Annotated in this window: 11 protein-coding genes; 2 read left to right on the forward strand and 9 right to left on the reverse strand. The window is 60.8% G+C overall.

Annotated features, from left to right (window positions below):
• Window positions 1-40 precede the first annotated feature (40 nt).
• The 6 genes from ACEN83_RS22720 to ACEN83_RS22745 all read right to left on the reverse strand — a co-directional run bounded on the left by ACEN83_RS22720 (window position 41) and on the right by ACEN83_RS22745 (window position 7,070).
• Window positions 41-2,500: an EAL domain-containing protein gene (locus ACEN83_RS22720; protein WP_116580018.1), complete on the reverse strand. Its 2,460-nt coding sequence runs from the start codon at window positions 2,498-2,500 to the stop codon at window positions 41-43.
• 167 nt (window positions 2,501-2,667) lie between these two features.
• Entirely contained in the window at window positions 2,668-4,485 is a 1,818-nt protein-coding gene (locus ACEN83_RS22725) for an ABC transporter ATP-binding protein (RefSeq protein ID WP_007973661.1), read from the reverse strand.
• Window positions 4,478-5,113: a DsbA family protein gene (locus ACEN83_RS22730; protein WP_218482784.1), complete on the reverse strand. Its 636-nt coding sequence runs from the start codon at window positions 5,111-5,113 to the stop codon at window positions 4,478-4,480. Before ACEN83_RS22730 ends, ACEN83_RS22725 begins: the two co-directional genes overlap by 8 nt.
• A gap of 3 nt (window positions 5,114-5,116) precedes the next feature.
• The gene (trhO, locus tag ACEN83_RS22735; protein WP_495578507.1) at window positions 5,117-6,058 is read right to left on the reverse strand and encodes an oxygen-dependent tRNA uridine(34) hydroxylase TrhO; all 942 of its coding nucleotides are present in this window, start codon (window positions 6,056-6,058) and stop codon (window positions 5,117-5,119) included.
• 175 nt (window positions 6,059-6,233) lie between these two features.
• Window positions 6,234-6,533 (reverse strand): BolA family protein, encoded by a 300-nt coding sequence (locus ACEN83_RS22740; protein WP_095966338.1) that lies wholly within the window; start codon window positions 6,531-6,533, stop codon window positions 6,234-6,236.
• 12 nt (window positions 6,534-6,545) lie between these two features.
• Complete coding sequence (locus ACEN83_RS22745; RefSeq protein ID WP_007973670.1) at window positions 6,546-7,070, reverse strand: DUF2059 domain-containing protein; 525 nt, start codon at window positions 7,068-7,070, stop codon at window positions 6,546-6,548.
• Between the two features lie 191 nt (window positions 7,071-7,261).
• Here ACEN83_RS22745 and ACEN83_RS22750 point away from each other — a divergent pair, with 191 nt between their 5' ends.
• Window positions 7,262-8,656 carry a class II fumarate hydratase gene (locus ACEN83_RS22750; RefSeq protein WP_495578508.1) on the forward strand — a complete coding sequence of 465 codons (1,395 nt, stop codon included), beginning with the start codon at window positions 7,262-7,264 and terminating at the stop codon, window positions 8,654-8,656.
• A 129-nt stretch (window positions 8,657-8,785) separates the two neighbouring features.
• Here ACEN83_RS22750 and ACEN83_RS22755 read toward each other — a convergent pair whose 3' ends face one another.
• The 3 genes from ACEN83_RS22755 to pap all read right to left on the reverse strand — a co-directional run bounded on the left by ACEN83_RS22755 (window position 8,786) and on the right by pap (window position 12,788).
• Window positions 8,786-9,745, reverse strand: coding sequence for a DMT family transporter (locus ACEN83_RS22755; RefSeq protein WP_116580014.1), 960 nt, complete (start codon window positions 9,743-9,745; stop codon window positions 8,786-8,788).
• Between the two features lie 232 nt (window positions 9,746-9,977).
• Window positions 9,978-11,162, reverse strand: coding sequence for a thiolase family protein (locus ACEN83_RS22760; protein WP_495578509.1), 1,185 nt, complete (start codon window positions 11,160-11,162; stop codon window positions 9,978-9,980).
• A gap of 102 nt (window positions 11,163-11,264) precedes the next feature.
• Entirely contained in the window at window positions 11,265-12,788 is a 1,524-nt protein-coding gene (gene pap, locus ACEN83_RS22765; protein WP_218482775.1) for a polyphosphate:AMP phosphotransferase, read from the reverse strand.
• Between the two features lie 290 nt (window positions 12,789-13,078).
• Here pap and mnmC point away from each other — a divergent pair, with 290 nt between their 5' ends.
• A complete protein-coding gene (mnmC, locus tag ACEN83_RS22770; protein ID WP_495578510.1) occupies window positions 13,079-15,058 on the forward strand; it encodes a bifunctional tRNA (5-methylaminomethyl-2-thiouridine)(34)-methyltransferase MnmC2/FAD-dependent 5-carboxymethylaminomethyl-2-thiouridine(34) oxidoreductase MnmC1 in 1,980 nt (659 codons plus the stop codon).
• The last annotated feature ends 63 nt before the right edge of the window (window positions 15,059-15,121 follow it).

Consider the following 15,121-nt stretch of genomic DNA (forward strand, 5'->3'; position numbering starts at 1 on the left):
CGAGCTCCTTTTGATTGTGATTGTAAGACCGGCAGGAATTTCAACGGAACGTGCCAGGGGCCTTGAACAACATCGGCTGTGGCCTGGCAGGACGACTCAACAAGCTATCGCTGGTAAACAGATGCGGGCGTTCAATCACATACCCTTGAGCGTAATCCACCCCGATCTCCAGCAATGCCTGCTCGATCTGGGGCGTTTCGACAAACTCGGCAATCGTGCGTTTACCCATGACATGGCCGATGTGATTGATCACCTCGACCATGGCGCGGTTAATCGGGTCGTCCAGCATATCCTTTACGAAACTCCCGTCGATCTTCAAGAAGTCTACAGGCAAATGTTTCAGGTACGCGAATGAGGACATTCCGGCACAAAAGTCGTCCAGTGAAAAATGGCATCCTAAGCCTTTGAGTTCATTAATGAATCTAATGGCACTGCCAAGATTTGAAATAGCACTGGTTTCAGTAATTTCAAAACAAATCATTTCAGGCGGAATCGAATGCGTCACAAACTGTTCACGCAGGAAGTCCAGGAACGCTTCATCCCCGATCGTCGTGCCTGACAGATTGATCGCACACATGGCCAGCGGGCCCTGGCCTTGCTCGGCCCGGCATTGGGCAATGATCTTGAACACGTTCTGCACCACCCAACGATCAAGCGAGCTCATCAGGCCATAACGCTCGGCAGCCGGAATGAAGCTGTCGGGCAAGATCATCCGCCCGGCTTCATCATGCAAACGCAGCAGAATTTCAATATGCCCGCCGTCCCGCTCGACATGACCCAAGGGGACGATTTCCTGGGCGTACAGACAGAATCGATCTTCCTCCAGCGCCATGTGCAAACGTTGCACCCAGGCCATTTCGCCGAAACGCAGGGACAGTTCCGAGTCATCCGGATGATAGACCTGGACCCGGTTGCGGCCCTTTTCCTTGGCCATGTAGCACGCCATGTCAGCAGCACGCAGCGAGACTTCGAGCGTCGTCGGATTCTGCGCGACATGAACCAGCCCGATACTGACAGTGGTGACGAAAGGTCGGCCCTTCCAGACAAAATGCAGATTTTGCACAGTCTGGCGCAGGCTTTCGGCAATTTTCTCCGCCGCTTCCGGCGCGCAGTTTTCCAGCAGGATGCCGAACTCGTCACCGCCAAGGCGCGCCAGGGTATCGCCTTCGCGCAGCCCCGATTGCAGCAAGGCGCAGATATGCCGCAACAGTTCGTCGCCCGCCGCATGGCCGCAGGTATCGTTGACCAGTTTGAACTGATCCAGATCGAGGAACATCAGCGCATGGCGCCCCGAGTAGCGGGTCAGGTTGTGCAGCGCCTGTTCCAGGCGATATTCGAACTCACGGCGATTGGCGAGTCCGGTCAAGGCATCGTGCGTCGCCTGCCATGACAGATTGGCGATGTATTGCCGCTCCTGGGTCATGTCATGCAGCACCAGCACAGTCCCGCTGACTTTGCCGGCATTGCGGATGGGCGCGCCCACCAGCGTGACCGACACCGTGCTGCCGTCCAGGCGTTGAATCAGCCTGGAGTGCTCGCTGCCGCCACTGAGCTGGCCGCTGAGAATATGCTCGATAAGGGTGAAGCCATCGGTCTGGGCCTCTTCGTCCAACAGGTTGAACAGCGCCGCCAGCGGCAAGCCTGTCGCCTGCTCGGCCTTCCAGTGGGTCAATGCCTCGGCCGCCGGATTCATGTAGGCAATCGCACCGGAAACATCCGTGGTGATCACGCCGTCGCCAATCGATTGCAGGGTGATCTGCGCCCGTTCTTTCTCAAGCTGCAGCGCATCGGCGAAGGCATGGCGCTGCTTGAGCAGCTTGTGGGTGCGCATCAGAGCCAGTGCAATCAATCCAAGCGCAGTGGCGAGGTTAGTCAGCAACAGCAGACGAAGAATGACCCGCGACCCTTCCCCCAGCGCATCACTGAAGGCTTTCGCAGCCGGAGTCACTTCATCATTGATCGCGAAGATCTGCTCCTTCCAGCGCTGGATATCCGCAACAGAGGCAGGCCTGGCATTGATGTGCTGATGCATGTCCCTGGCAACGTCGTCGAGCTTGGCCAGATAGGCATCACCCACGGTCCACAGATCGATGGCTTTTTCGAGGTAACTGAAGTGACGAAAGTTGAGGTACAGCCAGATCAGGCTGGAAACGTCGTCCGGGTGGTTGCCCCCCTTGAGAATCGCCAGGCGCGCCGCTTCGATGTTCGGCGGATGCTGATCCAGCGCCACACGCAATTCATGCCCGCCTTGGGGCACGGAAATGGCGTTCTGGTACTTATGAAATGTCCCTTCGTCGCCGCTGTCGGCGTAAAGGTTGAGGTAATAGATGGCATCTTTCTGGCCCTTGGACCAAAGGCTTTCGCCGGCAACATAGCCGCGAACAGCCGACAGCACATAAAGGCTAACGCCGCCCAGCAAGGCTTGAAACAACACAACGGCGATAAATGGCCAGACAATGCCCAACAACCGTGGCGTTCCGAGAGTCCGCGTTTGATTCATGAGGTCCCTTGCATTAGCACTGCTTGCTCGTCTTCCGGACGAAATCGCTAACGCTAGACTAGGTTGCGATTCCGATCCCGGCAAGCGACAAGCTATGCCCGGAGGGTGTATCGCGGCCACTGAATTCGGCCGCGACGATTTTTTTTTATAATATTGATGACATCCGGCTACAACCGCTGCAAGTGACCGTATAGCTTGGCGTACAAACCACCGTCAGCAATCAGTTGCTGATGATCGCCATCTTCTGCGATCTGGCCGCCGTCGAACACCAGCACTCGGTCGGCCTGTTTCACCGCCGACAGGCGGTGGGCAATGATCAATGTGGTGCGGTTGCTCAAAAACCGCGCCAGGGCCTGGTGCAGATTGTATTCGGTGGCGGCATCCAGCGCAGAGGTGGCTTCGTCGAGGATCACCACCTTGGGCTCGGCCAGCACCATCCGGGCGATGGCCAGGCGTTGGCGCTGTCCGCCGGACAAACGCACGCCGGAGCGCCCGACGACGCTGTCCAGGCCATTCGGCAAATCCCGCACCGTGCCGTGCAATTGGGCGATTTCCAGTGCATGCCAGCAAGCCTCGTCACTGCGCTCGCGACCCATGGTCAGGTTGGCCCGGATAGTGTCGTTGAACAGCGCCGGATGTTGCAGGACCACGGCAACATTTTCCCGCACGGTTTCCAGACCAATCTCCTGCTGGGTCGAACCGCCAAAGCGAATGGTTCCGGCCAACGGCGTGTACAAGCCCAGCAGCAGTTGCACCAGCGTGCTCTTGCCCCCGCCACTGGCGCCGACGATCGCGACCTTTTCGCCGGGGGCGATGGACAGGTTCATCTGGTTCAGGACCAGTTCATCGCCATAACCGAAGCTCAACCCTTGTACTTCCAGCCCGACCGTCTCGCGCCCGATGAACGGGTCGACGCCGCCCGGGTATTCAGGCTCATCCGCGCGCGACAGCAGCTCATTGATCCGCGACAGCGCACCACCGGCAGCGTAGTAGGCATATTGCAGGTTCAGCAGCTGTTCGACCGGACCGATCATGAACCACAGGTAGCTGAACACCGCGAGCATCTGGCCGATGGACAGGTCGGAGAACAGCACCGTGAGCATGGCCGCTGCGCGGAAAATATCGATGCCGAACTGGAACAACAAACCGCTGGCCCGGTTCGACGCATCGGTTTTCCATTGCGAATTCACCGCATAGTCGCGCACGTCACGGGCGCGTTGCCCCAAGCGACCGAGGAAAAAACCCTGACGGTTGCCGGCGCGAACTTCCTGGATGGCATCGAGGGTTTCGGTCAGCGCCTGGGTAAAGCGCGAAGTGCTGTCGTTCTCGAGTTTCTTCAGGTGCTTGACCCGTTTGCCCAACTGCACCGTGGCGTAGATCACCAGCGGGTTGAACAGCAGGATCAGCAATGCCAGTTTCCAGTGCATCCACATCAGAATGCCTGCCGTACCGACCAGGGTCAGCATGGCCACGAGGAAACGGCTGAGGGTTTCACCGACGAATTTGTCCAGCGTGTCCAGATCGGTGACCAGATGCGTGGTCACCGTGCCGCTGCCCAAGCTTTCGTATTCACCCAGCGAGATACGCTTGAGCCGTTCGATCAGGCGTATGCGAATGCGGTAGACGATGTCCTTGGCCAACCCGGCGAACAATTTCGCCTGCACCACGTTGAACAGCAACGCCGTGCAACGCAGGGTCAAGGTCACCAGCAGCATCAGGCCGATGTAGCCCGCCGCTTTTTGCCAGCCTTCGGGCAGCGCATGGTTCATGATCTTCAGCGCGGCGTCACCGTGCCCCAGCAACACCTCGTCCACCAGCAATGGCAGGAGCAAGGGAATCGGCACGCTGCACAAGGTCGCCAGCACGGCCACGCCGTTGGCGATCCACAGGGATTTCTTGTGATGCAGGGCCAGACGACGGATTTCCGCCCAACTCAGACGGTCGACACGTTTAGCGGTGGCGACGTCATCAGGCAGGTCATGCACAGGCAGCGCGCTCCAGCCAGCGGCCGAGCAGCGGGGACAGCACACTCAGAGGCTGATAGCCGTTGGTCAGCAATGCCAATTGACCCTTGCGCTCAGCGAGCAATGTAGGAAATCCAGCGATGCCCAGGTCCTGGACCCAGGTGAAGTCAGCGGCGGTGGCTGCGTGCATATCAGCCCGATCGAAAGCACCTGCAAACTCGATGCGCGGCAAACCGGCCTGTTCTGCCAACTCGACCAACACACCGGCCTGGGTGACATCACGGCCTTCGGCATAAAATGCGTGCTGAATCAGCCCGAGCAGTTTCAACGCGCAATCCGGCGCCAGGCTGCGCGCCGTCACCAAGGCCCGACAGGCAGGCTCGGTATCGTAGACAAAACCGTCGGGCAGCGCGCCATCGAGCTTGAACGGCTGGCCAGTGGCCTCGTTGACCGCCTGCCAATGCTCAAAAATATAGCGTCGGGTGGTCGGCTCCAGCGCCGCACCGCTACCGGTGCGCAAACCACCCACGATCAGATGCACATCCACACCCGCGGCTTGCGCCTGCTCGACCAGCGCGTTGGCCACCGGGGCGAACCCCCAGCACCAGGAACACATCGGATCCATCACATAGAGCAGGCGCGCAGACATGGTTCAGGCCTCGGTGGATGCTTGCTTGTAGTTGTAGCCGATCGGGTGAGGCTGGTTACGAGCCTTGGCCAGCTCGATCTGCTTCTGCCGGTCGATGGCACTGCGACGGGTCTTATCACTCAGCTTATCCCAGCAATGCGGGCAACTGATGCCGGCCACGTAATGCTCGGACGCGCGGTCTTCGATGCTGACCGGTGTGCGACAGGCATGACATTGATCGTAGTCACCTTCGCTCAGGTCGTGACGCACGGTCACGCGGTTGTCGAACACGAAGCAGTCGCCCTGCCACTTGGTTTCTTCCTGGGGCACCTCTTCGAGGTACTTCAGGATACCGCCCTTGAGGTGGTAGACCTCACCGAAGCCCTCGCTGAGCATGTAGCTCGACGCCTTCTCGCAGCGGATGCCGCCGGTGCAGAACATCGCGACCTTCTTGTGCACGGCCGGATCGAAGTTGGCTTTGATGTAGTCGGGAAATTCGCGAAAACTGGTGGTTTTCGGGTCGATGGCGCCTTCGAAGGTGCCAATCGAGACTTCGTAATCGTTACGGGTGTCGATCAACAGCACTTCCGGGTCGCTGATCAGCGCGTTCCAGTCTTGCGGGTCGACGTAGGTACCGACCTTCTTGTTCGGGTCCACGCCTTCCACGCCAAGGGTGACGATTTCTTTCTTGAGTTTGACTTTGGTGCGGTAGAACGGCTGCTCGTCGCAGTACGACTCTTTATGGTCGATGTCGTCCATGCGCGGATCGTTCTTGAGCCAGGCCATCAGCCCGTCGATGCCTTCGCGGCTGCCGGACACGGTGCCGTTGATGCCTTCTTCGGCAATCAGCAGGGTGCCTTTGATGCCGTTGTCGATCATCGCTTGCAGCAGGGGCTCGCGCAGGGCGACGTAATCTTCCAGGGTGACGAACTTATACAGTGCCGCCACGACAATCTGTTGTGTCATGGGTAAATCTCCAGGTGGCTACCCTCGTAAGGGGTGAACCGGATGCGAAAAAAAACGCGCCGGGTGAGCGGCGCGTTGGGCATTCTAACAAAAAGACAGCTTCAAGCGGTAAGCTTCAAGCCGCAAGATAAAATCAGATCGTGTCAATCTTGCGGCTTGCAGCTTGCCGCTGTTTTTACTGCTTTTCTCCGCCCGCACAGGTCGGCGAGGCCGGAGCCGCGTCGATCTGTGCCCATTCCTCTGGCGTGTAGGTATGCAGCGCCAACGCATGGAACTCGCCCATCAGCTCGCCGAGCGTGCCGTAGACTTTCTGGTGACGCTTGACCCGATTCAGGCCATCGAACTGCGCGCTGACCACCACGGCCTTGAAATGGGTTTGCAGCCCACGGCTGTGCATGTGGCTCTCATCCAGCACTTGCAGATGCTCGGGCTGAAGCAGGGCCAGCGTCGATTCGATGCGTTGTTGCATAGTCATACCGAACTCCGCTTAAGGCTTTTTCTTGGCGGGTGCAGCCGCGTCTTTCGGGGTCAGCTCGGCGGTCATGTCAGCCAGCAGCTTGTTGACCACCGGCACCGCGCTTTCCAGCTTGGACTGGGTCATCTGGGCCGATTGCTGGGTCAGCTGGGGCATTTTTTCCATGACTTTCTTGCCCAGTGGCGACTGGTAGAACGCAACCAGGTCCTTGAGCTCGGATTCGCTGAAGTTGCTGGTGTACAGCTTGACCATGTCCGGCTTCAGCTTGTTCCAGCCAATGGCCTGGTCCAGAGCGGCGTTAGCCTTGGCCTGGTAGGTTTCCAGTACGGCTTTTTTCGATTCAGGGGCTTTGGTCTGTTCGAAACGCTGGGCAAACATCTGCTGTACTTGCATGTACACCGGGGTGCCCAGTTTGTCAGCGTGCGCCATGGTCAGGAAAGCCTCGGCACTGGCGTTATGGCTGGCGGTGTCGGCGAGAACCTGGCCGCTGGCGCAGACCAAAGCAACGGCGGTACAGATGGCACGAAGACGAGTCATCGAGTTTCCTTTTCTAGCTGGCGAGGTAAGACCCCAAGGGCCTCCATTCTGCGCCTAAAAAAGTGTGTCGCTCAACCCCAAGCCTTGTCGCACCTGATTTAGAGGGGTTGAATGGTCAAATTCAGACTGATGGAACCACGGCCGTCGATCACGGCCTAAACTGCGCAATCGGACCTACAGGAGTGAGCAAGATGAGCCGTATCGAAACCGACAGCCTCGGCCAGGTTGAAGTCCCGGATGAAGCCTATTGGGGTGCTCAGACGCAACGCTCGCTGATCAACTTCGCCATCGGCAACGAACGCATGCCGCTGGCGGTGTTGCATGCCCTGGCGCTGATCAAGAAAGCCGCGGCGCGGGTCAATGATCGCAACGGCGACCTGCCCGCCGATATCGCCCGTCTGATCGAGCAGGCCGCCGACGAGGTGCTCGCCGGCGACCACGACGACCAGTTTCCGCTGGTGGTCTGGCAAACCGGCAGTGGCACCCAGAGCAACATGAACGTCAACGAAGTGATCGCCGGTCGCGCCAACGAGCTGGCCGGCAACCCCCGTGGCGGCAAGTCCCCGGTGCACCCCAACGATCACGTCAATCGCTCCCAGAGCTCCAACGACTGCTTCCCCACCGCCATGCACATCGCCGCCGTCCAGGCGGTGCAACAGCACTTGCTGCCGGCGATCAGCGAGCTGTCCGGCGGCCTGGCCGAGCTGGCTGCTCGTCATATGAAGCTGGTCAAGACCGGTCGCACCCACATGATGGATGCGACACCGATCAGCTTCGGCCAGGAAATCTCCGCCTTCATTGCGCAACTCGATTACGCCGAGCGGGCGATCCGCAGCGCACTGCCTGCGGTCTGCGAGCTGGCCCAGGGCGGCACTGCGGTCGGTACCGGGCTGAATTCGCCCCACGGTTTCGGTGAAGCCATCGCCGCCGAACTGGCCGCCCTCTCCGGCTTGCCGTTTATCACCGCGCCGAACAAATTCGCCGCACTGGCCGGCCATGAGCCGCTGACCACGCTGTCCGGCGCACTGAAAACCCTCGCCGTGACCCTGATGAAAATCGCCAACGACCTGCGCCTGCTGGGCTCCGGGCCCCGCGCCGGCTTTGCCGAAGTCAGGCTCCCGGCCAATGAACCGGGCAGTTCGATCATGCCGGGCAAGGTCAACCCGACCCAGTGCGAAGCGCTATCGATGCTGGCCTGCCAGGTGCTGGGCAATGACGTCGCTATCGGCTTTGCGGCCAGTCAGGGCCACTTGCAGTTGAACGTGTTCAAACCGGTGATCATCCATAACCTGCTGCAATCGATCCGATTGCTCGGTGATGGCTGCAGCAACTTCCAGCAGCATTGCGTGGCCGGCCTGGAGCCGGATGCGGAAAAAATGGCTGAACACCTGGAACGTGGCTTGATGCTGGTGACGGCGCTGAACCCGTACATTGGTTACGACAAATCGGCGGAGATCGCCAAGAAGGCCTACAGCGAAGGGTTGACCTTGCGTGAGGCGGCGTTGCAGTTGGGGTATCTGACCGATGAGGAGTTCGATACGTGGGTGAGGCCGGAGAACATGCTGGAGGCCGGGGCCAAGGGCTGAATCTGTAGCGCCTGATAGTCCGTCTTCGCGGGCAAGCCCGCTCCCACAGGTTTCGAGTCTTCCATGAACATTGTGGACGACGCAAAACCTGTGGGAGCGTGGCTTGCCCGCGATGAACGATGACGCAGTCTAACTGGCTGCCATCCGCACTTTCCGCGCCTTCAACCCGGCAATCAACGACGGCCCCAACGCCACCAGCGCTGACCCCAGCACCACCAGCACCGCACCGCCATAACCCAACCCATTGATCGTCTCGGCATGCACATAGTCGGGCCACAGCCATGCCGCCATGGCAACCGCGGCAAAAGTCACCAACGGCGTGATGGCCAGCGTCGCGCTGACCCGGGAAGCTTCCCAGTGGGCCAGGGCCTCGGCAAACGCGCCATAGGCAATCAGGGTGTTGAGGCAGCACGCCAGCAGCAACCAACCCTGCAAGGGGTTCAGTTGCAGCGCTTCGAGCGGATGCACCCAGGGCGTCAGCAGCGCCGCGCAAAACAGGTAGATCACCATCATCACCTGCAGCGAGTTCCACACCGTCAGCAATTGCTTCTGCCCCAGGGCATAGAAGGTCCAGACCGTGGACGCCAGCAGCACCAGCAGCACGCCGGCGGTGTAGTCGGTCAGCGACGTGAGCAATTCACTCAAACGCTGGTTGAAGAACAGCGCAAAGCCGATCAGCAGCACCAGCAAGCCAATCCCCTGCCCCAGGCTGAAGCGTTCCTTGAACACAAACAGACTGGCGATCAGCAGCATGATCGGCCCCATCTGCACCACCAGTTGCGCGGTGCCGGGGCTGAGCAGGTTCAGGCCCATCAAATACAGGACATAGTTGCCCACCAGGCCGAGCACAGCCATCAGCACCAGCCAGCCACCGCGAGGACCGAGCACTTTGCGGCTGGGCAGGCGCCTGGTAGCCGCCAGGTAAATGAACAGGCAACCGCCAGACACCAGCAGGCGAAACCAGGTCACCGTCACCGGGTCCATCACCAGCAACACTTGCTTGAGCTTGATCGGCAGGATTCCCCACAACAACGCGGTCAGCAAGGCCAGGAACAGACCGTAAACCCAGCGACCCGATGAAATGTGCATGTGAACCCCGAAGCCAACTGACAGGAGCCGTCATTCTAGGCGCAGAGCTGTGGCGTACACAGGCACAGTTGCCTTCTGGCCGCGATTGAAACTGTGCGGGTCGCAATGTGAAAGACCGAGGCGCCTGCATTCGCGAGCAAGCCCGCTCCCACATTGAACGGTGAATGCCGTCAAATGTGGGAGCGGGCTTGCTCGCGAAAGCTATCTGAAAGACAACACCAAAACCCGAGGCTTACCTCACCGCTTCAAACAACCCCGTAGCCCCCATCCCGCCCCCCACACACATGGTGACGATGCCGTACCGCAAATTGCGCCGCTGCAATTCACGCACAAGGTGCCCGACCTGACGCGAACCGGTCATGCCGAACGGGTGGCCGATGGAAATCGAGCCGCCGTTGACGTTGTACCGGGCGTTGTCGATTTCCAGGCGATTACGGCTATAGAGGCACTGCGAAGCGAACGCCTCGTTGAGTTCCCACAGATCGATGTCGGCAACTTGCAAGCCTTTGGCCTTGAGCAGTTTCGGCACCGAAAACACCGGGCCGATGCCCATCTCGTCCGGTGCGCAACCGGCCACGGTAAAACCGCGGAAGAACGCTTTCGGCTTGAGCCCCAGCGCCAGTGCCTTCTCCAGGCTCATCACCAGGGTCATGGACGCGCCGTCCGACAACTGCGAAGAGTTGCCGGCCGTGACCGAGCCATCTTCGGCGAACACCGGTTTCAAGCCGGCCAGGCTTTCCAGGGTGGTGTCGGGGCGGTTGCAGTCGTCGCGGTCGACAATGCCGTCGAGGATCTGTGCCTGGCCGGTCGCCTTGTCATCGACGCGGTACTTCACCGCCATCGGCACGATTTCATCAGTGAACAGCCCGGCAGCCTGAGCCTCGGCGGTGCGCTGCTGGCTTTGCAGCGCGTACAGGTCCTGCTCTTCGCGGCTGACGTTGTACCGACGCGCGACGATTTCAGCCGTCTGGCCCATCGGGAAATAGATGCCCGGCACCTGCTCCTTGAGCAGCGGGTTGATCAGGTTGTCGGTGTTGACGCTTTTCATGGTCAGGCTGATGGACTCGACGCCACCGGCGACGATGATGTCGCTGCAACCCGAAGCGATCTGGTTTGCGGCGATGGCGATCGCCTGCAAGCCCGAGGAACAGAAGCGGTTGAGGGTCATGCCGGCCGTGCCGATGCCCAGGCGCGACAGCACCGCGACATTGCGCCCGATATTGAAACCCTGGGCGCCTTCGTTGGAACCGGCGCCAACGATGCAGTCCTCGACGCTTGCCGGATCGATACCGGTGCGCGCCAACAGGGCATCGACGCAGTGTGCCGCCATGTCGTCCGGGCGGGTCATGTTGAATTTGCCGCGAAAGGATTTGGCCAGGCCGGTCCGCACGCTGTCGACGATCACCACTTCACGCATGGCATACCTCATTGTTGTTGTCGGTTGAGAGTGGACCGAGCATAAGTCCAGCCCTTCACCGACCGCGACAATCATTCACCCCGCGTATGCGCAACCATCGCCTCAATCCTTGTCCTTCTGCTTCTTGCGCTCATGCCGGTCGGATTTTTCAAAAGCCTCCTCCAGTGCCCGGTTGATGGTGCGCAAGACTTTGACTCGCGCCCAGCGCTTGTCGTTGGCTTCCACCAGGGTCCATGGCGCAATCTCGGTGCTGGTACGGTCGACCATGTCGCCGACCGCTGCGCGATAGTCATCCCATTTTTCACGGTTGCGCCAGTCATCTTCAGTGATCTTGAAGCGCTTGAAGGAAATCTTTTCGCGCTCCTCAAAGCGCTCCAGTTGCGTCTGTTTGTCGATGGACAGCCAGAACTTGACCACGATCACACCGGCGTCGACGAGTTGTTCCTCGAAGTCGTTGATTTCACCGTAGGCACGCAGCCAGTCTGCCGGGCTGCAAAACCCTTCGATGCGTTCCACCAACACCCGTCCATACCAGGAGCGGTCGAACACGGTGAACTTGCCCCGGGCCGGGAGGTGCCGCCAGAAGCGCCACAGATAGGGTTGCGCCCGCTCCTCTTCAGTGGGTGCGGCAATCGGCACGATGCTGTATTGGCGCGGATCAAGTGCCGCCGCCACCCGGCGGATCGCCCCGCCCTTGCCTGCCGCGTCGTTGCCCTCGAACACCGCCACCAACGCATGGCGACGCATGCGTTTGTCACGCATCAACCCGGAAAAACGCGCCTGCTCGGTGATCAGCTGTTCTTCGTAATCCTCCTTCTCCAGGTGCAGGCTCAGGTCCAGGCTGTCGAGCAGGTTCACTTGATCGACACTGGGGAACACTGGCGCCGCGCTGACCTTCTCCGGATGGATCGTTGGCCGTTGCAATGCGCCCTGCAGGCCCGCGAGCAGAATCCGCCCCACGGCCAGACTGCGATAATGGGCATCCGCCCCGGCGATCACATGCCAGGGTGCATAGTCGCGGCTGGTACGGCGCAGCACCCGCTCGCCATACTTCACGAACCTGTCGTAGGTTTCCGATTGCTGCCAGTCCAGCGGGCTGATGCGCCAGCTGTGCAGCGGGTCGTCTGCCAGCGCCTTGAGACGTGCCTTCATTTGCTTCTTGGAAAGGTGAAACCAGAACTTGAAGATCAGCGCACCTTCATCGCAGAGCATCTTTTCCAGGCGCTCGGCGCTATTGATTGCCTGGTCGAGGCGCGGATCCTTGAACTCGCCATGGACCCGCCCCTGCAGCATCTGGCTGTACCAGTTGCCGAAGAAAATCCCCATGCGCCCCTTGGCCGGGAGCATCCGCCAGTAGCGCCAGGCCGGCGGACGCGCCAGTTCTTCGTCGGTTTGCTGATCGAAGGTACGGACCTCGATCAGGCGCGGGTCCATCCACTCGTTGAGCAACTTGATGGTCTCGCCCTTGCCGGCACCTTCGATGCCATTGATCAAAATGATCACCGGAAAGCGGCGTTGCTGCTGCAATTCGAACTGTGCTTCGAGCAACGCCTCGCGCAGGGCCGGCTCTTCGGCGTCATAGGTTTCTTTGTCGATGGCGTGATCGATTTCGGCGGATTCGAACATGGATGGCTCCCTTCCAGATGTGAGCAAGACTAGCGGATTGAACTGAAGGCCAGCAGAGTTTTTACCTAACGCCACCAACACCTGTGGCGAGGGGGCTTGTCGGATCGCCGCACCGCCCCGTTCGGCTGCGAAGCAGTCGTAAAACCAGCCAACCGGATTTACCTGACAGACCCGGTTGGCTGATTTCAGGGCCGCTTCGCGACCCAACGGGGGCAAGCCCCCTCGCCACAAAGAGCTTGGCCACGCGGTCAATCGGCTAGAATGGCGCCCTTGCCGTTGCCGAGCCTGCCATGAAACCTGTATTGCCCCACGCCCAACTCGACTGGGACGACCAAGGTCGCCCGTATTCGCGAGTGTTCGATGATGTGTATTTCTCCGACAAATCGGGGCTGGACGAAACCCGCTACGTCTTCATCGAGCAGAACCGTTTGGCGGAGCGCTTTGCGGCCTTGCCCGACGGCGGGCGGCTGGTCATCGGTGAAACGGGGTTTGGCACCGGGCTGAATTTCCTGTGCGCCTGGCAGGTGTTCGAGCAACACGCCGCGACCGGTGCGCGGTTGCATTTTGTCAGCGTCGAAAAGTACCCGTTGAGCCCGGCCGACTTGCAACGAGCCCTGGCGCTGTGGCCGGAACTCAAGGTGTTTGCCGATCAACTGCTTGAGCAGTACGTGGCCATCCATCAGGGCTTTCAGCGCCTGACGCTGGACCACGGCCGCGTCACCCTGACCCTGCTGATCGGCGACGCGCTGGAACAACTGCCCCAACTCGACGCCCGGATCGACGCCTGGTTCCTCGACGGTTTCGCTCCGGCGAAAAACCCTGACATGTGGACCGCCGAACTGTTTGCCGAACTGGCGCGCCTGGCCGCGCCCGGTGCCTCCATCAGCACCTTCACCAGTACGGGATGGGTGCGGCGCCTGCTCAACGCCGCCGGTTTCAAGATGAAACGCACCCCGGGCATCGGCCACAAATGGGAAATACTGCGTGGCGAGTTCCTCGGCTGGCCCCACGACGCACCCGCTCCTTCGCCCGACAAGCCCTGGTTTGCCCGACCTGCACCGCCGAGCGGCGAACGCCGGGCACTGGTGATCGGCGCCGGGCTGGCCGGTTGTGCCAGCGCCGCCAGCCTGGCCGCACGCGGCTGGCAAGTGACGTTGCTGGAGCGTCACGACGACATCGCCCGGGAAGCTTCGGGCAATCCTCAGGGCGTGCTCTACCTGAAGTTATCGGCCCATGGCACGACGCTGTCGCAAATGATCGTCAGCGGATTCGGCTACACCCGGCGACTGCTCGGACACTTGCAACGGGGCCGCGACTGGGACGATTGCGGTGTGTTGCAACTGGCCTTCAATGCCAAGGAAGCCGAACGCCAGGCGCAATTGGCCGCGGCGTTTGCGCCGGACCTGTTGCACCTGCTGGATCAATCCGAGGCCCAGGCCGTGGCCGGGATCGGGCTGGAACACGGGGGCCTGTTCTATCCGCAAGGCGGCTGGGTCCACCCACCGGCGCTGTGCCAGTGGCAGGCCGGACATCCGCAGGTCCAACTGCTCACGCATTGCGATGCGCTGGAACTGCGCAAGGTCGAAGATCAGTGGCAAGCCTGGAGCGGCGAACAATTGCTTGCCTGCGCACCCGTGGTGGTCCTCGCCGGTGCCGCCGAAATCCAGCGTTTCCCCGAGAGTACCGGGTTGCCGCTCAAACGCATTCGCGGGCAAATCACCCGCTTGGCGCAAACGCCGCAAAGCCAGGCCCTGAGCACAGTGGTGTGCGCCGAAGGTTATGTCGCCCCTGCACGCTTGGGCGAACACACCCTGGGGGCCAGTTTCGATTTCAACAGCGATGACCTGACGCCGACCACGGCTGAACACCTGGGCAACCTGGCCATGCTCGAGGAGATTTCCCACGATCTGGTCGAACGCCTGGAGATCGACCGCCTCGACCCCGAGAGCCTCCAGGGGCGCGCCGCGTTTCGCTGTACCAGCCCCGACTACCTGCCAATCGTCGGCCCTTTGGCCGACACTCAGGCCTTCGCTCAGGCCTATGCCGCGCTGGGCAAGGACGCCCGACAGGTGCCGGACGTCGAATGCCCGTGGCTCCACGGCTTGTACGTCAACAGCGGCCACGGCTCGCGCGGCCTGATCACCGCGCCGCTGTCCGGAGAACTGCTGGCCGCCTGGCTGGACAACGAACCCCTGCCGTTGCCCAGAAGCGTGGCCGAGGCCTGTCATCCCAACCGGTTTGCGTTACGGCGCCTGATCCGGGGCAAATAGCCGATACCGCCGTCGAGAGCGCCCGCACAGCCGCTCTCGGCCCCGGCTTCGCCCCCTTATAAC

The sequence above is a fragment of the Pseudomonas sp. Pseusp49 genome, from assembly GCF_059491875.1.

Bases quoted from the DNA above. Each gene is read 5' to 3' on its own strand.
- mnmC (WP_495578510.1), top strand. From the start codon at position 13,079: ATGAAACCTGTATTGCCCCACGCCCAACTCGACTGGGACGACCAAGGT.
- ACEN83_RS22730 (WP_218482784.1), bottom strand. From the start codon at position 5,113: ATGTCTGCGCGCCTGCTCTATGTGATGGATCCGATGTGTTCCTGGTGC.
- pap (WP_218482775.1), bottom strand. From the start codon at position 12,788: ATGTTCGAATCCGCCGAAATCGATCACGCCATCGACAAAGAAACCTAT.
- ACEN83_RS22745 (WP_007973670.1), bottom strand. From the start codon at position 7,070: ATGACTCGTCTTCGTGCCATCTGTACCGCCGTTGCTTTGGTCTGCGCC.
- ACEN83_RS22750 (WP_495578508.1), top strand. From the start codon at position 7,262: ATGAGCCGTATCGAAACCGACAGCCTCGGCCAGGTTGAAGTCCCGGAT.
- ACEN83_RS22740 (WP_095966338.1), bottom strand. From the start codon at position 6,533: ATGACTATGCAACAACGCATCGAATCGACGCTGGCCCTGCTTCAGCCC.
- trhO (WP_495578507.1), bottom strand. From the start codon at position 6,058: ATGACACAACAGATTGTCGTGGCGGCACTGTATAAGTTCGTCACCCTG.
- ACEN83_RS22720 (WP_116580018.1), bottom strand. From the start codon at position 2,500: ATGAATCAAACGCGGACTCTCGGAACGCCACGGTTGTTGGGCATTGTC.
- ACEN83_RS22760 (WP_495578509.1), bottom strand. From the start codon at position 11,162: ATGCGTGAAGTGGTGATCGTCGACAGCGTGCGGACCGGCCTGGCCAAA.
- ACEN83_RS22755 (WP_116580014.1), bottom strand. From the start codon at position 9,745: ATGCACATTTCATCGGGTCGCTGGGTTTACGGTCTGTTCCTGGCCTTG.